The following is a 26,629-nucleotide window of genomic DNA, read 5'->3' on the forward strand; positions in this document are numbered from 1 at the left end:
GAACTACATCGAGAAATGGCTACCTGAAGCCTCCGTGAAGTACAAAGACGGTAGCTATGATAAGAGATTAGAACAACACAAGGACAGTGATTGAATCTGGATTATGTCGAGGGACATGGCTTAACCCGGCGTATCTGTCCTGTCAGTACGGGGTGCACTGGCCAGGCTCTGTGCTCAGTAGGGAACGAGTCGGTATAGCGCCACTAGCACCACTATATTCAATATCACACTGATGATGAAGTACGTTTTAAAGGGCTGTTTTTGTGTTTTATGGCGAAAGATTTGCTGACCGAGAATTGCTCCGGGCCATCCACCCACAAATCCAAACACCAGCAAGGTGAACTCAGACACTCTACGCCAGGCTTTGCGGGCCGCCATTTTATCTACACCATAAACCACGAGCGTCAACACGTTAGCGAACAGGAACCACATCACAAGAGGATGAAGCAAAAATGAGCAGCCGATAGCAACTAAGGCCAGAAGCAAATAACAGAAGCGATTGAGGTTCATACGATAGCAACAGCATTAATCAATCAGAATGGAAGGGAACTATATCCGATTCTGGAGGAGGCGGTAATCTTAACGTTTTCCAAACGGCCGTTTACAGGCAAAAGTACTGCTTTAGCGGTTGTTATTACCGTAGAATAACGTCGGGTTTGACGCTCAGGGCAACTTGATGGTCATCGCTCAAACTGCTTTCCGTCGTATACAGGAGTTGTTGGCATTGGGGGCATGTTTTTGTTCCAGTATACTTATGCTGGCATAGCACACAGAAGTAAGCTCTGTGTGGCAGAGAACTCAATGGCACATGTTGGGCCATGATAGTCCTGCGCAGGGTACTTAAGGTATCAGTAGTTTGTGACGATGTTGATGCCATTTTTGCTCGGTATTTACAGTTTATATCGGGGTTAAAATCGGGATGCTCCTGGTCATGAATGAATAGACGCCCTGCGACATGAGTATGTTGTAATTGCAGCGGGTTATGGCAGGAAGGGCAGTAATAGCATTCAGTTGCTGAACCTAGAAAAATACTTGCACTATTCACTCGTGAGCCCTCTGTTGTCAGGGCGGTTCTGATGCGTTGATACATGATGATATCCTTAATTACCCTAAGTTTTACGTTTGGTTAAATCGGCCTACGGTATATATGGTGGTCCATGGAATTGCTTTGGGGTAATGATGTTGTATAGCTATACGGTGAGAAAATTGGGGCTCAGAAGCTTGTTTGGGATGTATTTGATACTGTGAATACCGGTCTGGCAGGGTCTACAGTATTTCTCCCATAGTAGTGACCCGCGCATAATGAGGTATAACCCCTTTCCGCCGAATTGCAGGTATGGTTATGGTTGAAGGAATGCATAGAGAGGTAGATGAGCCATTAAGAACGTAGCTCTGTACGTGCGGCTTATATCCATAAAGCTGAGCGATCCAATGGGGGCTGATTATTTAGATGCCAACCGGGAACGGATGATTAGGCCGTTTGATTTTGCCAAGAAAAATGACCTGTAAAGATCACCGATGGCGGATAATTCTGATTAGTCAGCTGGTTAGTCATCGACAAAAGGGGCGTTAGCCCCAGTAGTTAATTAAGACGGAACTTATTTACGATCTTTATTCGCTTGTGCTAATACAGAGGCTGCTAGCTGCTTTGTCAATGCACAGGAATTTGGGTTATCAAGTGCAACCGATGCTTTATGTTCCATTTCTCCACTTGTCTGATTTGGTGTTCCTCGTTGGGAGAGAGCAGAACCAGCAAGGCTTTTCTGGATTGCAGAAGCGTTAGGGTCATTTAAAGTCTTCGCAGCAACGGAAGCTACATTGCCAGATGTTTGTTTTGTATTTTTACTCATGGCCTGAATCCTTATAAGAGAAGTATTGATGTAGTATATATGGTATCTTGTTTTTATATAGACACAATATATGGTGTTAATCCTAATATTTAGTGGTTAATTTTTCAATAGTAACTCAGACGGTTTACTGGACTAAATTACAGTTAGTAGAATGTTCAGTATTTTATGTTGAAAATATGACTTAAAATGATGTTATTTGGATTTGTTAACTACTTTATTGAGATGAGCGCACAGACTTGAATGTTTGGAGTCATAATTTAAATCTATGAAATGTGATGCTCTAATTGATCCTGGATTATGCAAAATAATTGAGCTATAAATTAAATGTCAGTAAATTATTCATATCTAATACTGACATAGCGTTTAACAGCTTCGACCATCTGGGTTCCCGCTGTAGGTTCTCCAGTCCTTGTCCAATATCGCGTAAATATAACAGCTCTCCAGGCAGGGAGGGAAGGTTATAATACAGAAAATAATACACTAGCTATTAATATAAAATAATATGAGCGTGACGCAAAAATCTTCTTAGTCAATATATTGGATATATGAATATAAAAATAGTGTGCGCATTATGTTTATATAAACGTTACTTATAGTGTATTTTGTAGTGAGAGTACGATAATTAAAGTAGGGGTAATTGAATAATAAATGGTGTTAAAAAGAAATAAAGTAAATTAAATTACATTTAATTCATTATTTAATATGGCTCTGATCTTTATTCTCATGGAAGAGAGATTGTAAATCCGATGGTCGGTCGGCGGTCAACTCTTCCGACTTGCGACAATACAGAAATATTTATGCTGGACTGGTACTGAAACACGGTATTGAGTGCAGACTTACTGTTGGGGATCTCTCGACAAGCTTGAGCTCAAGCTCATAGTGAGTGGTAAATAAAAACGGAACGGCCAGTTTTTGACTAGGTAGACGGTAAATGAGCATATTAAGCAATAAAATTTATGGATTTTGGGGAGGATGAGCGGCCCCCCTTTGGCAAGTTAGCCTTGCTCTACAGGAGGAGCCGTGAGTTATTGATAGGTTTCCCCGATAAAGCCCTGGTGAGGCGAAATCAGTATTTGCAGACAGAGCAGGCCAAACAGATAACATTCACGAGATAAGTTGGTATTTTTTAGCTCTGTCACATTAAATATAAACACTTAACGCCATTGTGGGAACGGGTGAAAACCACTCTTGTAACACTTTAAGAAAAGTGATATTAAAATCAGTTGGAGTTTATTAATTTGATTGCAATTTGAATTATTAATATAGGAAGGTATGTTACGAAAATGAATATTAACGTCACGGATACGCCAAACCCACAAGACGAAGAGTATGTCATTGATAGTCTTTGGGCTCACAATAATAAAACTGAAGCTGTAGACATTCATCCGCTATTCTTAACGGTTACCAACGACAACGGCAAAATTGTAGCAGGATTGGTTGCCAGAACCTGGTGGGGTGGGCTTGAGGTCCAGTATCTTTGGGTCAGTGATGAATATCGTAAAAGTGGCTATGGTCGCCAATTAATGGAAAAAGCAGAAGAAGAAGCCATAAAACGCGGTTGTCATATGGCTTATGTAGATACTTTCGATTTCCAGGCCAGAGGTTTTTATGAAAAGTTAGGCTATCGTGTCTATGGCGATTTAGGTGGATATGCCAAAAAACATACTCGGCACTATCTGGCAAAAGAAATTTAACCGGTTTTAATCGGCGAGGTCGTAATGGATTTGCCCGATAAAAATAATGAAATTTATTTCAAGGGCCTTATTGCCATGATGGAGCACCTCAGTGAGCCATGGGGCATTAAAGATCTCAATTCCCGCCATATCTATATGAACAAGGCAGCCTATCTTTATACCAATACACCATTGAACTTTGAGATAGAGGGGAAGCTGGACGATGAGTTTCCTGCTAACTGGGCTGAATTTTCTCCCGAGTTTATGGAGCATGATAAGAGAACCGAAGAGTCACAAGATCGGGTTACTGTCATAGAAACACATTATTGGTATGGTAAAGATACTCTGACCCCCTTTATCAGTGAAAAGCTGCCTATTTATAATGATAAAAAAGAAGTCATTGGTGTTATGTGGAGTGCCAAACCACTTAATACGTTATCTCCACTCAAATACATAAACCAACAAAAACCAAGCGTCCTGACCACCGAAATTAATAGTAAGACTTTTACCCGCGCTGAGCTTGACGTTATATTTTTAATGTTGCAAAGACTTTCTGTTAAAGAGATCGCTAAGATATATAACATCAGCACTAAAACAATAGAAAACAGAATATATACTATTTATCAAAAATCTGATGTCCACACGTTGCAACAGTTTGAGGAGTTTTGCAAATTTGCACATTTGGATAATTATATTCCGGATCGACTGGTAGCAAAAGGAATCCAGTTTATCTGAACTACAAGGGTGCACTTTATCGTGATCAAAATTGAAGACTATCCATTAAGCCGCGTGCCACAGGATAAAAGGGTTTCATTTTTAAGCGTTGCCATCGTTCACATGGGTATGCTGACCGCGCTGGATCAATTTATGCTGGGGGCGGTGCTGGGTAACTCCATGACACTGACTGATGCATTCACCGCAATCCTTATTGGCAGCATAATATTTGGTGTGGTGACCTACGGTCTTGGGCTGGCCGGTATGCGTGAAGGGATCTCCGGTAGCCTGTTGGCTCGCTGGTGTGGCTTTGGTCGCTTAGGCTCAGTACTGATCGGGATTGTGGTGGCCGTGAGTTTATTGGGTTGGTTTGGTATACAAAACGCTATTTTTGCCAAATCGCTTGATTTCGCGCTGGGTAATAAACTGGGATTCGGATTCGCGGCAGCTTTATCGGGTAGCCTGCTGACTATCTTGGTGGCATTTGGTTTTAAGGCATTGCGCATCGCCGCACGTATTGCGGTTCCGATGTTTATTTTGCTGGTGGCTTATATCTCTATTAGTACGCTGTCCGGGCATAATTTGCATGAAATTATGCAGTTGATACCACCGGGTGATCCTCTGTCTATCAGCGCAGGTATCACTATCGTTGTCGGGGGCGCTATCGTGGCAAGCTTGATGACCCCTGACCTAACGCGTTATTCCAAAAATGGGAAGCATGTGTTGGGTGTGACGATTTTCACTATTGTGGCCGGGGAGTTCGTGGTCAATGGCTTGGCTATCTTGATTGCTAAAACGCTCGGAACGGCTGATGTGGTGACTATTATGTCTCAGGCCGCGGGTGGTGCAGGCTTGCTGGTGGTGGTGTTCTCAACATTAAGAGTTAATGACCTTAATCTGTACTCTTCGTCCCTCGGTATCGTCAATGCGGTCGAGGGGCTGACCGGGAAAAAACTGAAATACACCTTAACCACGTTAGTTATCGGCGTGCTGGGTACGACACTTTCCGTGTTAGGGATTTTGGATCGGTTTGTGGATTTCCTTACGGTGCTAGGCGTGGTATTCCCGCCGATTATCGGCATCATGCTGGTGGACTATTTTGTGTTGCGCTCTCATCGCAATATTCTGGATAAGAGTCGACTGGAAGGGAAACTCCCTGACGAAACCCAAACACCAGTTATCGGTTGGGTTGCCATTATCGCCAGTATTGTCGGCAGTGTTATCGGATTGGTGACTGAGTGGGGGATTCCAACCATTAACTCGCTGGTTGCCGCCAGCTTGATATATTGGCTATTCAAAGTGGCAGTCAGTCGTAATCAAAAAAGTATTGAATCAGAAAAAGCGATTTAACGTTATTCTGAATACTCCTCGCAGTGCGGGGAGTATTTGGAAATCCATTCATTACCTGCTCGCGCTCAAACTACTGATACAGCCTCGGTAAACTTTCAATCTACGCCTGCTATTCCATCTGATTCTTTTTGAGGATACTTTGCCGTTGCTAGCGCTGGCCCATGCTTCTTTCTACTATCGCCATAATCAACTCAAATAGCTCAGATTTTGCCTGTGAGGCGGTGATTTCGCCGCTAGCAGCAGAACACGATAACCCTTCTGCTGCACCTAGCAATGCCCATAGGCTGGCATCTGAAATCAGATTCCCTTTAGCATAGGGCGCGAGTATATTCCGGCATTTGTGGATGTACGCCTTAGAATATTCACGTTTCATCTCATCCAGCTCAGGCGTGCCTTTTAATGCTGCAATGACCCCAGAGATTTCCTGCCCCTGAAGCAGGACACAGTCAATATATGATGAGGCGGTCACAGTGGCGATAGCAGTGAGTGTTGGCTCGCATTGCGCAATGGCCGCATCCATCAATGCGGTTTGGCGGCTATCAAACTCTTTATAAAGTTCGGCAAAAAGTCCAGCTCGGGTGCCGAAATGGTCATAAACCACCGGTTTAGTGACGCCGGAGCGCTCAGCAAGGCGGCCTAGCGTCAGGGCTTCAGTGCCTTCTTCCCGCACCAGTTGCCATGCTGTATTCATTAATTGGTGGTAACGCTCTTCACGCGATAGGCGAAGTCGTGACGATACATTCTTTTTGCTAGTTGACATGCTTATATACCAAAGGTAACTTACCAACAGTAACTTACTAATGGTATATAGATTACGCCAACGGCATTTTAATGGCAATCAGGAGTCAGATTATGCATTCACTTATCGTTACCTCACATCCGCTTCATGAATCACTCACTAACAGTGTTGCACGACAGATTGCAGCGGGGTTGGTTGCATCGGATTCTACACACACTTATGAGATTGCCGATATTGCTACCGAAGGTTTTGACCCAAGGTTTACCGCAGTGGATATTGCTGCTTTTAATCGGCAAGCTTCGCTGGCGGATGATGTGCTGGCGGAGCAACAGAGGATTGAGCGAGCAGATGCGCTGGTATTAGTGTTCCCAATTTACTGGTGGTCGATGCCCGCATTGTTAAAAGGATGGATTGATCGCGTGTTTTCCAATGGCTGGGCCTATGATGACGCGGGGGAGTTGATCAAAAAGCTGACGCATCTGCCAGTACATATCATTGGAATCGGTGCGGCCGCGCATAAGACTTATATCAATCATGGCTTTGCCGAAGCGATGAAAATACAGATTGAGCACGGTATTTTCAATTTCTGCGGTGCACCGGTGATGAGTTCAACCGTGTTACTGCTGCCAGACTTAGGTGGCCCTGGTCCGGTACTTGAAGCCGCATATAATATGGGTACTAATATCTTTGCCTGCGAGACAGCAGCAGGATGATGGCCTGAAAGTTAGTGATTCCACTTCCGTTTATCCTCCATGGAGAAGTGGAATCAACTAGATTTAATTACGCAATTGGCAACGTTTTTCGCGTTTTTTTAGGCTTCAGATAACGTGAAGGCCAGATCTCCGCAGGATGTAATTCCAGCACCTGTGCAATCAAGTTTTCGCCCTTCGGCCAATGGCGCAACAGCGTATTCGCCAGCGTTGAAGAGGCCAGCCCTGACTCTCGGGAAAGTGCCGCCATCGTTGTACCGCGTTTTTTCAAACCCGCGATAATATCTGCCGGATGCCAGTCTTGTTTATCCATAATGTTTAATCCTCCATGTGATGTGTTCGAGTAATTATCCTATCCGCGTAAAAATATCCCAAAACAGGATATTTTTGGGGTATGGATTGTTGTGGTTAATTTAGATTTTGTATGGTTATCCGAGTTAGGGCTGAAGATATATTGGGGAGGATAGGGTACCCATACCCCACAACACCTGGCATAGTTAACGCATTCAATAAAATGACTCACTAATTTTGGGTGACGATGCATGGCGGCGGTAAATCACTGGACGCGGGATCAATTGTTAGTTGCTTTTACACTGTATAGCCAAATTCCCTTTGGCAAATTGCATTCCAGAAATCCCGATATTATTCATTACGCCGCGTTAATTGGCAGAACCCCTTCGGCACTCGCGATGAAGTTGGTCAATTTAGCCAGTCTGGACCCTTTTATTACTGACTCAGGCCGCAGTGGTTTAACGAGTGTCTCTAAGGCCGACCGAGCTTTATGGCTGGAATTGAATGAGAATGCTGAAGTTTTTGAATTGCAATGCCAACAGGCGATGAGTGAGTTAGAAAAGCCGATTACCCAACTATTTGATAGTAATATTAAAGTTGATAATAGTATTAACGCTGACAGTGGTATTAAAGACTTTAGTGGCGGCGAAAGAACTACGATTATTAAAGCTAGGGTCGGTCAGCAATTATTTCGTAAAAATGTACTGCACATCTATGACAATCGTTGCTGTATTACTGAACTAGAAGTACCTGCATTACTCGTTGCCAGCCATATTCGCCCATGGAGTCACGGCGCTGAACATCGGCTTAATCCCAGTAATGGTCTGTGCCTTTCAAGCTTGCACGACCGGGCCTTTGATCAGGGATTAATCACCTTTAATGAGCATCTGGAAATGGTGTTATCCCCTCTGATCAAAAAACTCAAAAGCAGTATCAGTGAAGATAATTTCGCTAAATATGAAGGGCGGAAGCTGCGTTTACCGGTTAAGTTTTCCCCCGATGAAGGGCAGATGGCGTATCACCGCCAGAATATCTTCATAAAATAGAGCATGCTGACAAAGTGAAATGAAGGGGATACTTACTGTTGGGGCAATAGTGGCGTAAGCCACCGTGCACTCTGAGTGCGGTAAACCCTTCATTCACTGCGCCAGGAATCGCGTTGTTATAAACCTCAGTGTGTCAGGTTTATTTCAACAAGAACGACTGACCCTGTTTCAGCACTAAATCACAGGCTTTGGTTTTGATTTTTTCAGTGATTTGCTCACTGCCCAGATCGTTCAAATTCAAACTCTTACCTTCACCGGTTTTCAGTAATCCGCCTAAACCTTCCTGATAGTCCTGGCTCTTGGCATTTTCGGTACTGGTGATACCCAGTTTACTCATCAATTGGTCTTTAATCGCCGAAGTGCCATTGGCCGACAGTACATTATTTTGTACGCAATATTGCAATATACCGGCAGCATTGGTCATGGTGCTGGCACTTAGCCCTTTATCGCCACCATTGAGTAAGCCGGTCAATGACGACAATGAAGATGAGCTATCACCCGATTTACTGTATTGGTCAGCAGCACTTTTTACTGAATCCAATAGGCTATTGGCGTGAACGGTAGCCGTCAGCAGCGTGGTAGAAAAAGCCAAAGCCAGCGCCAGGCGATAAGTGGTGTTCATAGAAACTCCTGTTTTACAGCGGCCTCACTGCCATGAGGCCGTGATACCACCAGAAAGACTGCTAATTATTTTCTTCGGCGCTAAGAATAACGCAAAGGAGACATTTTGCTGATAGGTGTTATCTGATAACGCGGCAACTTGCTGAATTACCACGGGCTTCATATCGCGTTTAAATTCCCCCTCTTAATGCCCATACCTTAGGCGCAAAACCTCCGGGTAAGGGTCAAAATAGCGCTGCTGGGCAAGATAGCTGTCGGGATATTCAGCTAAATAATGTTTGAGCAGGGTAATGGGGGCAAGCAGTGGCTGACTGCCTTGACGATAACGCAAAATCAGTTGTGCCAGCTCGCTGCGTTGCCGGGGGCTGAGTTGGTTGCTGAAATAGCCTTGGACATGCTGCAAGACATTGGTGTGACCACGGCGCGAGGAGTGTTGGCTCATCAGGGCCATCAGCCGGTTACGGTATTCAAAAGCACATTCATTAATTGAAGGCCATTGGTCGATAGCCGCAACGAAACGCCCTAATTCACGGTAGGCAGGTTGCGAATGAGCTAGTAATAACAATTTATAGCGGCTATGGAAAGCGATCAGCCGGGCGCGGCTCATGCCTTGTTGCCATAGCTGATTAAACTCATGTAAGGCATAGATTCGTGCCACAAAATTCTCTTTCAGCTCAGGGTCACACAGGCGGCCATCTTCCTCAATGGGGAGCCACGGTAGTTGGCGCATTAATTCTTGAGTGAAAATACCAGTACCACTTTTGCGGTTATTTTTGCCATCGGTTTCATACACCCGCACTCGCTCCATGCCGCAGCTAGGGGATTTGGCGCAAACCACATAGCCGCTTAAATGCTGCAATCCCGCAATTCTTTTCGCGGAGAAGTCCTGCATGGCGCGGGTCAGGTCGGTTTCTGGTTGGTTACTAAAGCTGAGACGAATATCATCAGCGCCTGCTTTAACCAAGCGCAGCGCTGGGCGGGGCGAAGGCAGCCCGATTGCCATCTCAGGGCAGATCGGCTCAAAATGAACAAAAGGGGCCAACTCGTCCACGGCAAATGTTAGACGTTTATGCCCGCCATCGAAACGTACTTTCTCACCTAACAGGCAAGCGCTGATGCCGACGGCGATTTTGTCTGACATGGTTTTGCCTCATGATTTATCGTGATTACACTTATCTACTTTCATTATAGTTAAGGTCTAAGCATTTCCGGTACTGGTGATGATCAGTTTACTCATTAAGCATTTTGTTGATAGGTGTCATCTTATAACGCGGAATATTTGATTGTGACTAACCCAATAAATCGGGGCCAATAATCCTATAATTATCAGCCCCGGAGTAATACGAGTCAGTTTTTACCCTTCATTAGCGGCTGGCTTTGATTGGCGGAATTTACGTACTACTCGCAGGATTGGCGGCAGCACCAACACCACCACGGCCAGTATTAGCAAGCTTTTTGCAATAGGGCTCGACCACAAAATAGTGTAATTGCCATTGCTAATGGACAGTGCACGGCGCAGGTTTTGCTCCAGCATTTCGCCCAGAACAAAGCCTAAAATCAGCGGGGACATGGGGAAGTTCATTTTTCTCAGCAGATAGCCAAAGATACCCAATCCAACCATGAGCATCAGGTCGAAAGTGGTGCTGTGCACCGCATACACCCCCACCGCAGAGACTGCTGCAATGGCGGGGACCAGGAACCATAACGGAATGGTTAACATGCGGGTGAAGAAGCCAACCAGAGGTAGGTTCATCAGCAGTAATATAACGTTGGCTATCAACAGCGAGGCAATTAACCCCCAGACAATATCCGGTTGCTCGGTGAACATCGCAGGCCCCGGTGTGATGTTATACAGGGTCAATGCTCCCATCATTACCGCCGTAGTGCCTGAGCCTGGAACGCCCAGAGTGAGCATCGGAATAAAAGATCCACAGGCAGAAGCATTATTCGCCGCTTCAGGTGCGGCAACACCACGAATATCCCCTTTACCAAAACTATCGCTGTTACCACTGATGCGCTTTTCGGTCATGTAGGTCAGCGCACTGGCGATGGTTGCCCCTGCGCCCGGCAAAATCCCAACAAAGAAACCGATCACTGAAGATCGCAGTGTTGGCCCAACACATTCTGCCGCCTCTTTGCGGTTGAACATCAGGCGACCGGTTTTACGCACCAATTTCTGGCCGGTACTGGTACTTTCCAGCATCAACAAGATCTCACTGACCGAGAACAAGCCGATCACCACCACGATAAATTGAATTCCATCAGAGAGGTGGACACTATCAAAGGTGAAGCGATAAACGCCGGTGTTTGCATCAACGCCGACTGTCGCCAACCCCAATCCGATTAAGGCGGCGAGCAGTGATTTCAAGGGATTTTGGCTCATCATGCTGCCAAGGCAGGCGATGGCGAAGACCATTAACGCGAAATACTCCGAGGGTCCGAATGCCAGTGACCACTGTGCCAGTAGCGGTGCAAACAGAATGATCCCACCAATAGCCAAGAGTGAACCAACAAATGAGCTAACTGCTGAAATGGATAGCGCTACACCGGCACGGCCCTGCTGCGCCATTGGATAACCATCAAGGGCGGTCATGATAGCCGCGGCATCACCGGGGACATTAAGTAATATGGATGAGATGCGCCCACCATATTCACAACCGATATAAACCGTAGCCAGCAAGATCAGGGCAGACTCGGCGGGCAGTTTTAGGGCAAAAGCGAGTGGCAGCAAAATGGCCACGCCGTTGATCGGCCCCAGTCCTGGGAGTAAGCCAACAATGGTACCGATAAAGCAGCCTATCAGGGCAATCATCAGGTTTTGTGGTGTTAATGCCACCTCAAATCCTTGCGATAAATACATCCAAGTTTCCATCACAGCCTCGTTAGTTCAGCCAAACGCCAAGTGGTAGGGTGACATCAAGTAAATAGTCAAAGGCATAGAATAATGACGCGCCCAGGACCACGCCGGACAGCGCAGCGACCCATATTTTTGCCTCAAATAACAATGCGATGCTAAATGTTAGCAGGGCTGTCGCCAGCGGGAATCCAAGCGACTCAAACCCCCAGGCATAGAGCACCAGCGTAATCACCATCACCAACAGGCGATGCAATACTTTGGCGTGCGGCCATGCGATAACATCTGGTTTACGCAGCAGCAATAGCAACGCGCACAGTGTCATTAACGCCAGAATTGCCATCGGGAAAGGGCGCGGGCCTAGCGGCTCATAACTGTATTCGCTTTGAATTCCCCAGCCGATAAATAAGCCGCTGATACAGAGTAGGATCCAGATACTGGCAAAAATACGATCGCTCATGATCTTTCTCCTTAATTATTTGGCCAGCCCGAATGCTTTAGCTTGTTCACGATATTGTTCAATCTGTTTTTTGACATACACATCCAGCTCTTTGCCGGTCAGGTTGAACTCAAATAAGCCGCGTAATTCGCGCTGTTTTTTGAACTCGTCAGTTTGTACCAAGGTGTTAAAGGTCTCCGTCCACCATTGATATTCGGCATCACTGACCTTCGGCCCGAGATAGAAACCACGAATAATCGGCCACACTAAATTGAAGCCTTGTTCTTTAGCCGTAGGAATATTAGCCAGTTGGCCAGGCAGGCGTTGTTCTGCATAAACAGCCAATATCCGTAGTTTGTCGCCTGCCAGATAGGGCACCATTTCACTTAAGTCCCCGGACACCGCCTGAATATGGTTACCTAACAATGCGGTAACCGGTTCACCGCCACCCTCAAAGGCCACATAGCGCATTTTATGGGGATCGACGCCCACCTCACGGGCCAGTAACGCCGTTTTCATCCAGTCCTGGCTGCCAATCGAGGCACCGGCCCCGAATACCACGCTGTTAGGATCTTGTTTAAAGGCATCCATCAGATCTGTTAGCGTTTTATAGGGAGAGTCAGCCCGCACGGCGATCATGCCGTAATCAGTGCCAACGGCCGCCAACCACTTCACATCGTCAGGGCTATAACGGCCAAATTTATTTTGTGCCAGATTAAGTAAAGAGCCGCCGGAGAACGCGACCACGGTGCCAAACTCTGCTGGCCGTTGCGCCACGATGGCGTTATAGGCAACCGCTCCGACACCTCCTGGCATATAGCTGACCCGCATTGGGCGATCAATTGCTTTAGTCTCTTGCAGGGAAACCTGAATCAATTTACAGGTAAGATCAAAGCCGCCGCCGGGTTTGGCTGGCGCAATACATTCTGTTCTGCCAGGTGCCTCGATAGCCTGTGCCATTTGTGCTGTCAGTATCAGAATCGAGGCGGCTAAAGTGCGGGTAATTATCCTTTTCATCTTATTCCCTCATTATTTTCGTCTAAATTGTGAGCCTTCCCGCGATTGCGAGGTTGCTGAATTGTTAATAGATTAACCTTTCAGTTACCTTTCAATGGGAAGGAAAAAGTACAGGATGTGATATGCGTCTCTTGTTGGTAGAGGATCACCCCGAGTTATCTCACTGGTTACAGAAAGCATTGACTCATGCGGGCTTCGCTGTGGATGTGGCAAATGATGGTGTTGCCGCCGATCATTTGCTGCAAAACGAAAATTACGCGCTGGTGGTATTGGATGTGGCGTTGCCACGTTTGAACGGGTTAGATTTGCTGGCCCGGCTACGTAAGCGTGGGCAAACGCTGCCGGTGCTGTTGTTGACCGCCAGAACGGAAGTGGCAGACCGGGTGAAAGGGCTGAACTTGGGGGCGGATGACTATTTGACGAAACCGTTTGAACTGGATGAACTGGAGGCGCGGATACGTGCTCTATTACGGCGTAGTGTCGGTGGAACCGGGCAGGCGGTGCAATTTGGTGAGTTGACCTATCACGACGAAGGTTACTTTCTGTTAGCGGATAAGCCACTGGCGCTGACACCGCGGGAATCGGCAGTATTAACCTCACTGATGCATCGCCGGGGTAGGCCAGTTGCCAAACAACAACTGTTTGAGCAGGTATTTACCTTATCCGATGATGCCAATCCAGAAAGTATTGAACTGTATGTGCATCGGGTGCGTAAAAAGCTGCATGGCAGTAATGTCTCTATCCAGACTTTACGCGGTTTAGGTTACAGCCTGGAATGCACTAATGGCATGCTCTAACACTACTGTGCCACGATGGTTTAAAGCCCCACATTCGCTGTTTCATCAATTGCTGCTGTTTTTTGGTGTCCCACTACTGATTTTGGGCGGGATCTCTATTTATACCCATTATATCAGTGCGATGAATGCGGCTACGTTAGCTTATGACCGCACGTTATTAGCCTCTGCCCGGACGGTGGCGGAGCGGTTGGTTGTTCGTCATGGGCAGCTAGAGGTTGATGTCCCTTATATTGTCCTCGATAGTTTTGAGCGCAATATGAATGATCAGCTTTACTATCAGGTGATTACGCCAGAGGGGAAAAGTATAGCTGGCTACAATGATTTACCGCCTTTCCCGCTGAATACGCCACGATCCCTTCTCTACCCTGCATTGGTACATTTTTATGATGCCGAGTACCGAGGCAAACCAATACGTGTGGCTGCGCTTTATCAACCGGTTAATGAGTCTGGTGTTATGGGGATGGCGATGGTGCTGGTGGCTGAAACGCTAGCATCCCGCCATGATCTGGCACAGCAGATCATGATATCGGCAGTCTTGACCCAAGGTACGCTGGTGCTCTTGACGCTGGTAATGGCGTATATCTTACTCAAAGGTATTCTCAAGCCATTACGTAAGCTATCAGGCTTGATGCTGCGGCGTGATCCCGGTGAACTGACCCCGCTCCCCAAAGTGTTGCCATGGTCAGAAATGGAACCGTTGTTATTGGCCTTTGATCGCTACATCGAGCGTTTACGGGAAATGGTGGCACGTCAGGGGCGCTTTAGTGCTGATGCCTCTCATCAATTGCGTACACCGTTAACGGTGTTGAAAACGCAGGTGGCGGTGGCGCTGGCCAGTGACTCCCCACAACAATGGCGTGAAAGCCTATTGGCGATGCGCGGGACACTGGATCACACCGTTTCCCTGACGGATCGGTTATTGCAGTTATCACGGATGAAAGTACACGAGCGCAGACTACAACCGGTTAATCTCGGCCCACTATTACGCGACGCGTGTTTTGCACACCTTGCTCAAGCCCGCAGCAAGCAGATTGATCTGGGCTATGAGGGGGGGGCTGAGTGCTGGATCGAGGGGGATGCCTTATTGCTGACGGAACTGTGCGATAACCTGCTGGACAACGCGTTGAAATACACACCAAAGCAGGGCGTGGTGACGGTACGGTTGGTTATAGGCGGTGACACAGGGCGCTGTTGGTTAGAAATAGAAGACAGTGGCCCTGGTATTGCACAAGATGAAGCTGCGCAAGCGCTGATGCCATTCCACCGGTTGGATAATGTGGGTGAGCAGCAAGGGGCGGGGCTGGGGTTAGCATTGGTAAAAGACATTACGACCTACCATAAAACCCGCCCAGAGTTATTGCACAGTGAGTTACTAGGCGGTTTATGGGTGCGGATAAGTTTTAGCGTGTGCGCGTGATGTGGCTCAGTCGCTAAATTTGCCATGCGGCTCCAACATGCGGGCAGCGTAGGAAATCGGCTGCCCGTGTCGGCTAAGGCATCAGGCCGATAAATACTGTTTTCTTGCGTGGGCCGGTCATCAATCCCTCCAGTTGTTCGACACACTTCAGGTAATGGGGGGTTTGCTTATGTGCCGCCACCGCAGCTTCATCGGTATAAGCCTCATAGATATAAAAACGGGTTGGGATCGTCTCGTCCCTTAGCACATCAAAACGCAAGTTCCCCGCCTCGCGGATAGAACCCTGATGATTGGCGCGAAAAACCTCAATAAACTGCTCAACTTTGTCATCTTTCACATTAATTTCGACGAGAGTCACGTGCATATTTGTCTCCTGATTACCAAAGGTCTCCTTATTACCGAAGACCTCCTTGTCACGGCTTAGCAGTCACTGACTGGCAGCGATGCCCACTCAACCTTTTTCATCTAAGAACAGCTTATAGGCTGTTTGTGCATTTTCATTTTTATGTACCACTGCATGAACCGCTTTCAGCATGGCAATTGGGGCTTCTGACTGGAAGATATTGCGCCCCATATCTACACCTGACGCTCCCTGATCAATGGCTTGATAGCACATTTCCAATGCATCGCGTTCTGGTAGTTTTTTACCACCGGCAATGACGATAGGCACTGGACAACCGGCAGCGATACGTTCAAATCCACTGTCGACATAATAGGTTTTGATCACCTGTGCGCCCATCTCAGCGGCAATTCGGGTGGCCAGAGAGAAGTAGCGCTGGTCGCGAGCCATGTCTTTACCGACGCCAGTCACGGCCATGGTAGGCATGCCGTAGCGCATTCCCTGATCAACTAATTGAATGATATTTTTAATCGACTGATGCTCGTGTTCAGTGCCGATATAGACTTGTGCCGCCACGGCGCAGGAGTTGAGCCGCAATGCATCTTCCATTGCCACCGCCACCGCTTCGTTGGATAAATCAGTCAGAATCGAGTTGGCACCAGATGCGCGCAGTACCACCGGGCGATTGGCCGACGCGGGGACGATACTGCGCAAAATGCCACGGGTACACATTAGGACATCGGCATATTCAAACAGCGGGGCGATATTGATATCAATCCGCTCCAGGCCCGTGGTCGGCCCCTGAAAATAACCGTGATCAAATGCCAGCATTACCGTGCGATTGGTTTTCGGATTGAAAATTCGCGCCAGCCGGGATTGCATCCCCCAATCCAGTGAACCCGAGCCTTTCAGTGTAAAGGCAGGATTTATCTGCGGCACGCCAATACCGAAATCTTTACCGTCTTTAATATCGTCTAAATCAGCCATCTGTTATTACTCCCTTAGTCCTGTTCCGGCCCGCCGGTGGACGGGCCGCCGAGATTAAAAATCGTATTTGTCGATGTTTTCTTTAGTGAAAATGACCCGCTATGGCAGTAACACAATGCCGCTGCCTTTAGCCTCATGGTCATAGCCCTGAATGCTATTCGGTGCCACTTCAACCACGCCAATGTTCGGGATATCAATTTTATCGCCGACATTCAGGTCGCCTTTTTTCAGCATTTCATTGGCGACATAAACTGAAATCTTGCCTTGATTAACCACATCCCACAGACCGAATTCCTTGACCGTGCCGCGCTGAACATAAGGGCGCATCACGTTTGGAGTACTGAAGCCGACGATCGCCACATTGTCGCGTTTCAGGTTTTCTGCTGCTTGTGCCGCAGCGGGCAGGGCGTTGGCATCTGGGGCAATAATGGCATCCAGATCGCTATAAGCTTTTAAGATGCCTTCTGCGGTTTGCAGTGATTTTGTGGCATCGTTATAGCCGAACTGGGTGGTGACCACTTCCCAACCGGGGTGATCTTGTTGGATTTTTTTCTTCGCTTCATTGACCCATTGGTTCTGATCGGTAACCGTCGGGCTGGAATAGAAGAAGGCGACCTTGGCTTTATCTTTTTTCACTTGATTCGCGGCCATATCGACCAGCATCGAACCCAATTGATTTGGGGTACCTTGGTTGATGTAAACCGAGCGACATTCTGGTTTGGTATCAGAGTCCCAGGTCAAGATTTTGACGCCCCGTTGCATCGCGCGTTTTAACGCAGGGCACAGTCCATCCGGTGAGACTGCCGAAACCACAATGGCGTTGTAACCCTGATTGACGAAGTTATTGATTAACTGAACCTGGCCGGAAACACTCGGTTCTGTCGGGCCATCGTAGGTCACATCCACACCCAGCTCTTTACCGGCATCAACGGCACCTTTACCGCCGCTGGTGAAGAAGCCGACCCCGACCAGTTTCGGGATAAATGCGATGCGTTCTGCCGCTTGAGCAGTAGTGATACAGGCAAATCCAAGGGCACAAACCAGTGCCAGCTTTTTTAATCTTTGTGTTTTCATTGCTATCTCCGAAGAAGCTAGGGGTAGAGGTGTTGGCAATTTCACTACAAAAGAAAACAGGTATTAACTTAGGGTGTGTCTGCTGCGACGACGTTGCAGCCATTCATGAATCAGATGTCGGTGCAGGCTGATAGAGCGCCCAACCACCGCTAGAATCAGTAATGCACCTGACAACGCACTCGATATCTGGTTTGGTGTGCCAATCATTTGCAAACCTTGCTGTAAGTAACCCACCAGTAATATCGCCAGTGCCGTCCCGAGGATGGAGCCAGAGCCGCCGTAGATGTTAGCGCCCCCCAGTACCACTGCGGTGATGGCTGGCATCAGGAACGAAGCCCCCAAATCAGAGCGTGCCGAACCGAAATAAGAGACCAATAGGACCGCGGCAATCGCAGACGCCACACCCGTCAGGGCATACAGGATGCATAAGGTACGCGCGACGGGCAGGGCGCTGTAACGGGCCACCCGACTGTTTTGCCCGATAAGGAATACGTTGCGGCCGCTATGAGTGCGGTGCATCAGTAGCCAGAACAGCAGCACGCAGACCATAAAGATAACCAGTGGGACGGGCAGGCCGAACAACGTTTGGTTGGCAAAATCGGTAAAGGCTGTTGGGAAACCGCCAATGCCCTCATAGCCGGTCGCGCCGGAAATGCCGGACAACAGCAAGGCGCTGCCGCCGAACAGGTACATGGTGCCTAGAGTTATGACCAACGGGTTGACGCCGGTATACAGAATCAGCCCGGCATTAATCAAACCGCATAACGCGCCAACCACCAGTGTCAGCGGGATCGCGACACTCATGGGGACGCCAGCTTGAAACATCACGCCTAGGAATATGGAGCACAATCCGATAGTTGAACCGAATGAGATGTCAATTCCGCCACTGACAATCACCATGGTCAGCGGCAAAGCTACAATGCCGATGCAGATGAAATCACTGGTACTGAACAGCAATACGTTGATATCCAGCATGCGAGAATTCGATAAACCAAACAGCAGGATTTCCAGCACTAACAGTGCAGCCAAGGCCAGTTCCCATCCATAACGGCGATATATATTCATCGCGCCACCTCTTTTTATACCCTTCATCTTTCAAATTGCAGGTGTGTTACCTACTCTCGTTTAGCCGAATCACTTACCACTGTATGCTCATCGGGATTCTCTCGTTTGCCGCCTTCCTGCATCATGAAATCTATTGGGTATAACGTTTTTCTTCTTATCCGAAGTTGTCGACTTACCAGAAACTGCCGGTCGAGCATTAAAGCGAGCATATTTCTGCTGGCGGATATTGCGCTCAATGGCACAGCGCAGGCGGCCATCGAACACCAGCACACCCAGCAACACCAGTCCGGCAATAAAGTCATTCCACCAAGCAGGCAGGCGCAGTAGCACCAGCACGCTGTCGATTTGTGTTAATAGGTAAGCCCCCAGAATGGCCCCAAGAATGGTGCCGGTACCACCGAGCAGGCTGATCCCACCGAGAACACAAGCGGCGATGGCTTTCATCTCTAACCCACTGCCCGTCTGATTAGGGATAAAGCCAATTTGGGAGGCGAAGACAATCCCTGCCAGCGCGGCCATCACCCCATTCATTGAGAAGGCAAAAATACGAATACTGTCGGTGCGGATCCCCAGTTGGCGTGCACCCTGCAAGTTATCGCCGGTAGCATAGAAACTGCGGCCAAAGGCGGTTTTACCTAGCAACAAGGCCATAGCTACAATCAGCAGCATAATTAGCCAGCCGATAGGAGAGATAGAAAACAGAATGGGGGTGGATAAACTTTTCAAGTCTGCTGGCAGCCCTTCTATCCATTTCCCGCCGGTTATCAATAGCATCAGGCCGCGATACAACCCCAGCGTACCCAGGGTGGCGACAATCGCCGGGATGCGCAGCCAGGTAACCAAAATGCCATTAAAGAAGCCCGTCACCATGCCGACCAGCAGAGCAAACAGGCAGGAGATTGCCAGCCCGAAACCAGCATTGAGCGCCATACCCACAGTGACGGCACATAAGCCGGTAATGGAGCCGACGGACACATCGATATTGCGGGTTAGCATCACCATGGTGGCGCCGATGGCTAACAGGATCAGGATCTGTGCGCTGCTGAAAATCATGGTGAAGGTTTGCAAGGTGAAGTAATTACTGTCGATCACACCAAGCAAGGCAAATAAAGCCAAAATCGCCAGCAGTGCGGTACCTTCACGATTGTTTTGAATAAATTGATAGCTTTGAATAAATTTCAACATGATGCGCCCTCGCTTTCAGCAGATTGGCGGGCATCGGTATTATGTTCACCAAAGGCCAGATGCATAATGGTATCGACATTCATTTCCGCCCCACTGACTGCGCCACTGATTTCACCCTGATGCATGACCAACACCCGGGAAGCCATCTGCACTACTTCTTCCAGATCTGACGAGATAAAAATGATCGCCACATGCTGAGAGGCAATACTGCGGATCAATTGATAAATATCGCTGCGCGCTGATACATCTACGCCACGAGTAGGTTCATCAATAATCAGTAGCAACGGATTGGCTTCAAGGCATTTCGCAATCAACAGCTTTTGTTGATTGCCACCAGACAAGGTGCGCACGGGTTGCTCAAGGTGGCTGAACTTAATGTTTAGTGCCCGCCGATAGCGTTCCAGAATGGCGGCTTCCTGTGCCGGATGTGTCCATAACCCCTGATTACCCTGGGTGAGCGAGCAGACATTCCAACTGAGCGGAGCATCCAGATAGAGGCCGGAGGCTTGGCGGTCTTCCGGCAGATAAACCAACCCAGTTGCCAGACGATTGACGGTTTTCATCAATGTGATATCAATCCCTTCCAGCCTGACGTGACCACCGCTGGCGGGCCGTAAACCATAAAGTGTTTCAGCAAGTTCTGTTCTGCCTGCGCCAACCACCCCCGCTAATCCCAAAATTTCACCGGCATGCACCTCAAAAGAGATATGGGCAAAACCTTCACCACTCAGATCGGCAACTTCTATCACCGGTTGATTGGACTGAGCACGCGCTTGAGAGCGGCGGTTACCGGGCAGTTCCAGCCATAGCTTCTGGGTATCAGATAATTCGCTGTTTTTGGCCTGTGGCTTAATGGCCTGAATAATCGTATCGATGGAGAAATCAGTGGTGGCGCCACTTAGAGCGATGCCACCATCGCGCATGACACTGACCCAATCTGCCAGTTGACGTATTTCAGGTAATTTGTGGGAGATAAATACCACTCCGACACCTTGCTGCAATAACATTTTGATTTGGCTAAATAGACGATTGGTTTCCGCCGGTGTTAGTGACGCTGTTGGCTCATCAAGGATCAAAATACGTGAGTCACGCATCAAGCCGCGCATAATTTCTACTAGCTGTTGATCTGCTACATCCAGTGAACCGGCGCTGACTGACAGATCCAAATGGCAACCCAGGTTTTTGAGTAATTGCGCCATCTTCTTCTTATCTGCCTGATGTTTGGGCAAACGAAACAGAATATTTTCTTGTACCGACAGATTGGCAAATAACATCGGTTCTTGGGGGACCAAATAGATACCGAGTTGATGTGCTTTTGCTGGGGTGAGATTAAGGCAGGGTTGCCCATTGATCTCGATGGTACCGCTGTCTGGTGGCAGCACGCCGGCGATGATCTTCATCAACGTCGATTTCCCCGCGCCATTTCCTCCCAACAGGGCATGTACCTGTCCTGGTTGCAGAGTAAAGTCGATACTCTTCAATACCACTACGCCGGAAAACTGCTTGCTGATACCACGAACCTGGAGCAGCGGTGGCGGATTGGTGTGCGGCATCAGTGGCTCCTGTTTATGAACAAAAATATTTTAAATTTAAAAGTGTTCAAAAAAGATAGCTGCATAATCCCATTTATGGCGTAATCAAGATCACATTTCCGTGAATAAAAAAATTTAAATTAAAATGTGTTCAAATGTATTGCCTAAGCTGTTAGCGTAGTTCTCAACTGAGATTTATACCCGTCATCTTTCAAGTTGTAGGTGTGTTGGCTGTGCTCAATCGCCCGAATTACTTACTTATGTAAGCTCATCGGGATTATGAACCTCATCAGAGGCTCACCCTACGGGCCAGCGCAAGCGCTGTTCAAAATGGTTTACAACCAATTTGTCTTTCGCTTGCCGCCTTCCTGCATCTTGAAATCTCTTGGGTATAGCATTTATCAGACCGTGGATTTTTGATCGATGATGAATCAATGAATCAATGAAGAATGAGAAAGCGGCAATAGGGATCACGGCTAATGATGAGAGAAAAATCAGTAACAAAAGAAAAACCCATGTCGTCTAACGATGAATACAAATATCCGGGTAATAGCATGAGTGAAGAGGAACTGCTCGCTCGCATTGCGTGGTTTTATTATCACGATGGCTTAACACAAGGGGATATTGGCGAACTGTTGGGGTTAACCCGACTGAAGGTCTCCAGATTGCTGGAAAAAGGCCGCCAGTCTGGGGTTATTCGGGTACAGATTAATTCGCGCTATGAGGGTTGTCTGGAGCTGGAAAACACCTTGCAACAGCATTTCGGCCTCAAGCATATCCGCATTCTGCCTTCTCTGGCTGATCTCAGTATCAGTAGCCGGTTGGGGATTGGCGCTGCACATTTATTGATGGCATTGATACAACCACAACAACTACTGGCAGTCGGCTTTGGTGAAACCACCATGTGTGCCTTACAGCATTTAAGCGGTTTTATCGCTTCGCAGCAGGTCAGACTGGTGACGCTTTCCGGTGGGGTTGGCTCTTATATGACCGGTATTGGCCAGTTGGATGCCGCTTGTCAGGTCAGCATTATTCCTGCGCCGTTGCGTGCTTCCAGTGCCACAGTGGCGGAGACATTCCGTCAGGAAAACAGTGTGCGCGATGTGATGCTAGCCGCCCGAGCGGCTGATGTTGCCGTCGTGGGTATCGGTTCGGTCAATCAGCAAAAAGAGGCCACCATTTTACGCTCCGGCTATATCGGTGAAGGTGAACAACTGATGTTCAGTCGCAAGGGGGCGGTCGGCGATATCCTTGGCTACTTTATGCAAGCCGATGGCGCATTGGTGCCGGAGATGCAGATTCACCAGGAGCTGATTGGCGTCTCACTGGCAGATCTGACCAACATCCCGACAGTGATTGGTGTCGCCGGTGGCATTGAAAAATCAGAAGCGATTGTGGCTGCATTGCGCGGAAAATACGTGAATGCATTAGTGACGGATGAGCTAACAGCAAGATCAATCATCAAATTGCTTTGATTGGCTATTTTACTTGCCAGCTTAGGCTTGCGCAGGGGTTCAAGAATTACGCCAATAGTTTTGGTTATTCTTTTGAGAAAAAAGCAGTAGAGGACAGGTTTATTCATAAATTCATATAAAACAGAGGATAGCGTAATGAGTCAATTCTCTACGACCACATCGGCTGAATACCTGATGGCGCTGGATGCCGGCACCGGCAGTGTCCGGGCTGTCATATTTGATCTTAATGGTAATCAGATAGCGGCCGGACAGGCTGAGTGGCTACATTTGCCAGTACCTGATGTCCCAGGGTCGATGGAGTTTGATTTAGCGACTAACTGGAAGTTGGCCTGCCAGTGCATCCGCCAAGCATTGCATCAGGCTAAGCTACCGGCGAGTGCTATTCGCGCCGTGGCTGCCTGCTCAATGCGCGAAGGCATTGTGCTTTATGATCGCAGTGGCAAACCTATTTGGGCGTGTGCCAATGTGGATGCCCGTGCCAGCCGTGAAGTCAGTGAGCTTAAAGAGCTGCATAATGATGGGTTTGAATTCGAGGTTTATCAATGTTCAGGCCAAACTCTGGCACTAAGTGCTATGCCTCGGTTACTGTGGCTGGCGCATTACCGCCCGGATATCTATCGCCAGGCGGGTACATTAACCATGATAAGCGACTGGCTAGCCAATATGCTCAGTGGCGAACTGGCGGTTGATCCTTCGAATGCAGGAACCACCGGCATGCTGGATTTAGTCACCCGTAACTGGCAACCGAGCTTGCTGGAGATGGCTGGACTACGTGCCGATATTTTATCGCCGGTCAAAGAAACTGGAACACTGCTAGGCCATGTCACAGCACAAGCCGCAGAAGAGAGTGGTCTGCTGGCGGGAACGCCAGTGGTGATGGGCGGTGGTGATGTACAATTAGGTTGTTTGGGGTTGGGGGTCGTTCAACCGGGTCAGACCGCAGTATTGGGCGGCACCTTCTGGCAGCAGGTGGTTAATTTGCCTAAGCCGATTACCGATCCGGATATGAATACGCGTATTAACCCTCATGTTATTCCCGGTATGGTACAGGCTGAATCCATCAGTTTCTTTACCGGCCTGACCATGCGCTGGTTCCGTGATGCATTTTGCGCCGAAGAGAAATTACTGGCTCAGCGGCTGGGTATCGATACCTACAGTTTATTGGAGGATATGGCCGCCCGCGTACCGGCAGGGGCATACGGCATCATGCCGATTTTCTCCGATGTAATGCGCTTCAAATCCTGGTATCACGCCGCACCTTCCTTTATTAACCTTTCACTTGATCCAGAAAAATGCAACAAAGCTACCCTGTTCCGTGCTCTGGAAGAGAATGCCGCGATAGTCTCGGCCTGTAACTTAGCGCAAATTGCTGAGTTCTCCGGCGTCAAAGCAGCCTCAGTGGTATTTGCAGGCGGAGGTTCAAAAGGGAAACTGTGGAGCCAGATTTTGGCCGATGTGACCGGGGTTCCTGTACGAGTACCCGTTGTCAAAGAAGCCACGGCTCTCGGTTGTGCTATCGCCGCGGGTGTGGGGGTCGGGCTGTATGACGCGCTAGATAAAACCGGTGAGCGGCTAGTGCGCTGGGAGCGAGAATACACCCCGAACACCGAGCATCAGGCACTGTATCAAGCCGCAAAAGTAAACTGGCAAGCAGTGTATACCGATCAGTTGTCGCTGGTGGACAGTGGGTTGACGACTTCCCTATGGAAAGCCCCTGGCCTCTAAAATTGGCTATCTTACTTGCCAGCTTGAGCTTCGGGGCAGTGCTCGCCGCCGTCACGTACTGCGTGTACGCTCCGTTGGCTGCGCGGCTTTCCGCACTCAATCTGCCTGCGCCGATAACGCCAATTTCCTCTGATAATTATCTTACTTGCCAGCTTGAGTTTCGGGGCAGTGCTCGCCGACGTCACGTACTGCGTGTACGCTCCGTTGGCTGCGCGGCTTTCCGCACTCAATCTGCCTGCGCCGATAACGCCAATTTCCTCTGATAATTATCTTACTTGCCAGCTTGAGTTTCGGGGCAGAATGATCATTACAATCATTCGTGGCTTTATAGAGTTAAGTAAGAAAGATATTGGCATGCTATACCCTAAATAATTCGAGTTGCAGGAAAGCGGCAACTGAGTAAATCCCCAGGAGCTTACTCAAGTAAGTGACTGGGGTGAGCGAGGGCAGCCAAAGCACATGAAGCTTGAAGTATGACGGATATAAAAGAATTGCCATGCAGCAAACACTTGGATAGCATTATTGCCCCCCTTCGTTGCCGATGATGGCGCATCCTATGATGAATACATCAAATAAGACAGAATCACCTGCCGGGCAACCTTCTGCTCCTGTTGCTACCGCCCAACAGCGAGCATTTAACCTGCCAGATACACTGCGGGACAAAAGTAACGTTCAGCGCATTTTAGTGATTAAATTACGCCATTTCGGCGATGTTTTACTCACAACGCCACTACTGAGTACCTTACAAGCCAACTACCCACAAGCAAAAATCGACGTGCTGCTGTATGGCGGAACGCAAGATATGCTGCGGGAGAACAAAACGGTCAATCATGCATTTATTGTTGACCGTGGCCTCAAGCATGCGGGTCTAAAGGCCCAAATCAGTGGCGAAAAAGCGCTGTTTAATGCATTGAAAGAACACCATTATGATCTGATTCTCAATTTATCCGATCAATGGCGAGCCGCAGCGTATTGTCGTTTATTAAAACCTGGCTTCAGTATTGGTTTTCATTATCCCAAACGCGATACCTGGCTATGGCGCTATTGTCATTCTACATTGGTTGATATCCCCAATGCGGCCAAAAGGCATACCGTACTCAATAATCTGGATATTCTCGCGCCACTGCAACTGGCTGATATTATTACTGATGTTACCATGTCTTATGGTGTGCACGATGTTGAACGGGTACAGAAATTGTGCCAACAACGCCATATCAATGACTATATATTGATCCAACCTTCTGCTCGCTGGAAGTTCAAAACATGGGCCAGTGAATCATTTAGCCAACTGGTAAATCATCTCACTGAGCAAGGTGAAACCATTCTACTTACCGGCGGCAAAGATCAGGCTGAATTGGATTATATTGCTGAGATCATTGCCGGATGCACACAACCCGAGAAGGTAGTTAATTTGTCTGGCCTGCTGGCGCTACCGGAACTGGCAGTATTTATCGATAACGCTAAGCTCTTTATTGGCGTAGATTCCGTGGCAATGCATATGGCTGCAGCCTTACAAACACCCGCAGTGGTTCTCTTTGGCCCCAGTAATCTTAACCAATGGCATCCGTGGCAGGCTCCACACACGCTGTTATGGGCCGGGCATTACCGCACGTTGCCACACCCTAATGAGATAGATACTGACACTACCGATCGGTATTTGAACGCCATTCCGGTGAGCGAAGTTATCAGTGCTGTTGATGCGTGGCGCGCCCAAAGCCATTAACGGGG

28 protein-coding genes and 1 pseudogene are annotated in these 26,629 nt (G+C 48.2%); 11 read left to right on the forward strand and 18 right to left on the reverse strand.

Annotated features, from left to right (window positions below; all coding sequences use genetic code 11):
- Window positions 1–174 precede the first annotated feature (174 nt).
- Complete coding sequence (locus ACWJJO_RS02900) at window positions 175–510, reverse strand: DUF1294 domain-containing protein (RefSeq protein ID WP_050311260.1); 336 nt, start codon at window positions 508–510, stop codon at window positions 175–177.
- A 124-nt stretch (window positions 511–634) separates the two neighbouring features.
- Window positions 635–1,090 carry a putative zinc ribbon protein gene (locus tag ACWJJO_RS02905; protein WP_481090623.1) on the reverse strand — a complete coding sequence of 152 codons (456 nt, stop codon included), beginning with the start codon at window positions 1,088–1,090 and terminating at the stop codon, window positions 635–637.
- Window positions 1,091–1,319: 229 nt separating this feature from the next.
- On the opposite strand from ACWJJO_RS02905, the pseudogene ACWJJO_RS02910 reads away from it, so the two are divergent.
- A pseudogene (locus tag ACWJJO_RS02910) lies at window positions 1,320–1,509 on the forward strand (hypothetical protein); the annotation flags it as partial.
- 89 nt (window positions 1,510–1,598) lie between these two features.
- Here ACWJJO_RS02910 and ACWJJO_RS02915 read toward each other — a convergent pair.
- Together ACWJJO_RS02915 and ACWJJO_RS02920 are read right to left on the reverse strand one after the other, a co-directional pair.
- Entirely contained in the window at window positions 1,599–1,850 is a 252-nt protein-coding gene (locus tag ACWJJO_RS02915; RefSeq protein WP_372557899.1) for a hypothetical protein, read from the reverse strand.
- 313 nt (window positions 1,851–2,163) lie between these two features.
- Window positions 2,164–2,331 (reverse strand): POTRA domain-containing protein, encoded by a 168-nt coding sequence (locus tag ACWJJO_RS02920; RefSeq protein WP_193784737.1) that lies wholly within the window; start codon window positions 2,329–2,331, stop codon window positions 2,164–2,166.
- Window positions 2,332–3,133: 802 nt separating this feature from the next.
- Between ACWJJO_RS02920 and ACWJJO_RS02925 the strand changes: the two genes are divergently transcribed.
- From ACWJJO_RS02925 to ACWJJO_RS02935, 3 genes are read left to right on the forward strand one after another with little or no spacing between them, the layout of a single operon-like run.
- Entirely contained in the window at window positions 3,134–3,544 is a 411-nt protein-coding gene (locus ACWJJO_RS02925) for a GNAT family N-acetyltransferase (RefSeq protein ID WP_083160793.1), read from the forward strand.
- Window positions 3,545–3,568: 24 nt separating this feature from the next.
- Entirely contained in the window at window positions 3,569–4,258 is a 690-nt protein-coding gene (locus ACWJJO_RS02930) for a helix-turn-helix transcriptional regulator (RefSeq protein WP_083160791.1), read from the forward strand.
- Between the two features lie 21 nt (window positions 4,259–4,279).
- Window positions 4,280–5,587: a cytosine permease gene (locus ACWJJO_RS02935; protein ID WP_372568624.1), complete on the forward strand. Its 1,308-nt coding sequence runs from the start codon at window positions 4,280–4,282 to the stop codon at window positions 5,585–5,587.
- A 148-nt stretch (window positions 5,588–5,735) separates the two neighbouring features.
- On the opposite strand, the gene ACWJJO_RS02940 is transcribed toward ACWJJO_RS02935, so the two are convergent.
- Complete coding sequence (locus tag ACWJJO_RS02940; RefSeq protein ID WP_442821462.1) at window positions 5,736–6,278, reverse strand: TetR/AcrR family transcriptional regulator; 543 nt, start codon at window positions 6,276–6,278, stop codon at window positions 5,736–5,738.
- Between the two features lie 161 nt (window positions 6,279–6,439).
- Between ACWJJO_RS02940 and ACWJJO_RS02945 the strand changes: the two genes are divergently transcribed.
- On the forward strand, window positions 6,440–7,039 hold the full coding sequence (locus ACWJJO_RS02945) for an NAD(P)H-dependent oxidoreductase (RefSeq protein ID WP_083160787.1): 600 nt from the start codon (window positions 6,440–6,442) through the stop codon (window positions 7,037–7,039).
- A gap of 67 nt (window positions 7,040–7,106) precedes the next feature.
- Here ACWJJO_RS02945 and ACWJJO_RS02950 read toward each other — a convergent pair whose 3' ends face one another.
- Window positions 7,107–7,349 carry a helix-turn-helix domain-containing protein gene (locus tag ACWJJO_RS02950; protein ID WP_083160785.1) on the reverse strand — a complete coding sequence of 81 codons (243 nt, stop codon included), beginning with the start codon at window positions 7,347–7,349 and terminating at the stop codon, window positions 7,107–7,109.
- Between the two features lie 229 nt (window positions 7,350–7,578).
- On the opposite strand from ACWJJO_RS02950, the gene ACWJJO_RS02955 reads away from it, so the two are divergent.
- Window positions 7,579–8,373: an HNH endonuclease gene (locus ACWJJO_RS02955; protein ID WP_083160783.1), complete on the forward strand. Its 795-nt coding sequence runs from the start codon at window positions 7,579–7,581 to the stop codon at window positions 8,371–8,373.
- Window positions 8,374–8,512: 139 nt separating this feature from the next.
- Here ACWJJO_RS02955 and ACWJJO_RS02960 read toward each other — a convergent pair whose 3' ends face one another.
- From ACWJJO_RS02960 to ACWJJO_RS02985, 6 genes are all read right to left on the reverse strand, one after another.
- Window positions 8,513–8,995 (reverse strand): YjjA family protein, encoded by a 483-nt coding sequence (locus tag ACWJJO_RS02960; protein ID WP_372557903.1) that lies wholly within the window; start codon window positions 8,993–8,995, stop codon window positions 8,513–8,515.
- A 24-nt stretch (window positions 8,996–9,019) separates the two neighbouring features.
- Window positions 9,020–9,157, reverse strand: a complete 138-nt coding sequence (locus ACWJJO_RS02965; protein ID WP_193784736.1) for a hypothetical protein — start codon at window positions 9,155–9,157, stop codon at window positions 9,020–9,022.
- Between the two features lie 21 nt (window positions 9,158–9,178).
- Window positions 9,179–10,135 (reverse strand): YbgA family protein, encoded by a 957-nt coding sequence (locus ACWJJO_RS02970; RefSeq protein ID WP_083160780.1) that lies wholly within the window; start codon window positions 10,133–10,135, stop codon window positions 9,179–9,181.
- 213 nt (window positions 10,136–10,348) lie between these two features.
- A complete protein-coding gene (locus ACWJJO_RS02975) occupies window positions 10,349–11,866 on the reverse strand; it encodes a tripartite tricarboxylate transporter permease (protein WP_083160779.1) in 1,518 nt (505 codons plus the stop codon).
- A gap of 10 nt (window positions 11,867–11,876) precedes the next feature.
- On the reverse strand, window positions 11,877–12,308 hold the full coding sequence (locus ACWJJO_RS02980) for a tripartite tricarboxylate transporter TctB family protein (RefSeq protein ID WP_481090624.1): 432 nt from the start codon (window positions 12,306–12,308) through the stop codon (window positions 11,877–11,879).
- 15 nt (window positions 12,309–12,323) lie between these two features.
- Window positions 12,324–13,304 carry a Bug family tripartite tricarboxylate transporter substrate binding protein gene (locus ACWJJO_RS02985; protein WP_372568625.1) on the reverse strand — a complete coding sequence of 327 codons (981 nt, stop codon included), beginning with the start codon at window positions 13,302–13,304 and terminating at the stop codon, window positions 12,324–12,326.
- Between the two features lie 122 nt (window positions 13,305–13,426).
- Between ACWJJO_RS02985 and tctD the strand changes: the two genes are divergently transcribed.
- Both tctD and ACWJJO_RS02995 read left to right on the forward strand, forming a co-directional pair.
- Window positions 13,427–14,101: a transcriptional regulator TctD gene (tctD, locus tag ACWJJO_RS02990; protein WP_083160774.1), complete on the forward strand. Its 675-nt coding sequence runs from the start codon at window positions 13,427–13,429 to the stop codon at window positions 14,099–14,101.
- Entirely contained in the window at window positions 14,088–15,518 is a 1,431-nt protein-coding gene (locus ACWJJO_RS02995) for a sensor histidine kinase (protein WP_481090625.1), read from the forward strand. Before tctD ends, ACWJJO_RS02995 begins: the two co-directional genes overlap by 14 nt.
- A gap of 73 nt (window positions 15,519–15,591) precedes the next feature.
- Here ACWJJO_RS02995 and lsrG read toward each other — a convergent pair whose 3' ends face one another.
- From lsrG to lsrA, 6 genes are all read right to left on the reverse strand, one after another.
- Window positions 15,592–15,882: a (4S)-4-hydroxy-5-phosphonooxypentane-2,3-dione isomerase gene (gene lsrG, locus ACWJJO_RS03000; RefSeq protein WP_083160770.1), complete on the reverse strand. Its 291-nt coding sequence runs from the start codon at window positions 15,880–15,882 to the stop codon at window positions 15,592–15,594.
- Window positions 15,883–15,969: 87 nt separating this feature from the next.
- A complete protein-coding gene (lsrF, locus tag ACWJJO_RS03005; protein WP_083160768.1) occupies window positions 15,970–16,845 on the reverse strand; it encodes a 3-hydroxy-5-phosphonooxypentane-2,4-dione thiolase in 876 nt (291 codons plus the stop codon).
- Window positions 16,846–16,944: 99 nt separating this feature from the next.
- Complete coding sequence (gene lsrB / locus ACWJJO_RS03010; protein ID WP_481090626.1) at window positions 16,945–17,919, reverse strand: autoinducer 2 ABC transporter substrate-binding protein LsrB; 975 nt, start codon at window positions 17,917–17,919, stop codon at window positions 16,945–16,947.
- A gap of 63 nt (window positions 17,920–17,982) precedes the next feature.
- Window positions 17,983–18,984 carry an autoinducer 2 ABC transporter permease LsrD gene (lsrD, locus tag ACWJJO_RS03015; RefSeq protein WP_481090627.1) on the reverse strand — a complete coding sequence of 334 codons (1,002 nt, stop codon included), beginning with the start codon at window positions 18,982–18,984 and terminating at the stop codon, window positions 17,983–17,985.
- A gap of 87 nt (window positions 18,985–19,071) precedes the next feature.
- The gene (gene lsrC, locus ACWJJO_RS03020) at window positions 19,072–20,169 is read right to left on the reverse strand and encodes an autoinducer 2 ABC transporter permease LsrC (protein ID WP_083160759.1); all 1,098 of its coding nucleotides are present in this window, start codon (window positions 20,167–20,169) and stop codon (window positions 19,072–19,074) included.
- Complete coding sequence (gene lsrA / locus ACWJJO_RS03025; RefSeq protein WP_083160757.1) at window positions 20,163–21,722, reverse strand: autoinducer 2 ABC transporter ATP-binding protein LsrA; 1,560 nt, start codon at window positions 21,720–21,722, stop codon at window positions 20,163–20,165. The genes lsrC and lsrA overlap by 7 nt, the downstream gene beginning before the upstream one ends.
- A 461-nt stretch (window positions 21,723–22,183) precedes the next feature.
- On the opposite strand from lsrA, the gene lsrR reads away from it, so the two are divergent.
- The 3 genes from lsrR (at window position 22,184) to rfaQ (ending at window position 26,624) form a co-directional block, all read left to right on the forward strand.
- Window positions 22,184–23,176, forward strand: a complete 993-nt coding sequence (gene lsrR, locus ACWJJO_RS03030; RefSeq protein WP_481091557.1) for a transcriptional regulator LsrR — start codon at window positions 22,184–22,186, stop codon at window positions 23,174–23,176.
- 135 nt (window positions 23,177–23,311) lie between these two features.
- Window positions 23,312–24,901, forward strand: a complete 1,590-nt coding sequence (lsrK, locus tag ACWJJO_RS03035; RefSeq protein ID WP_372568626.1) for an autoinducer-2 kinase — start codon at window positions 23,312–23,314, stop codon at window positions 24,899–24,901.
- Between the two features lie 556 nt (window positions 24,902–25,457).
- Window positions 25,458–26,624 (forward strand): putative lipopolysaccharide heptosyltransferase III, encoded by a 1,167-nt coding sequence (rfaQ, locus tag ACWJJO_RS03040; RefSeq protein WP_083160755.1) that lies wholly within the window; start codon window positions 25,458–25,460, stop codon window positions 26,622–26,624.
- The last annotated feature ends 5 nt before the right edge of the window (window positions 26,625–26,629 follow it).

It is taken from the genome of Yersinia antarctica, from assembly GCF_056636475.1.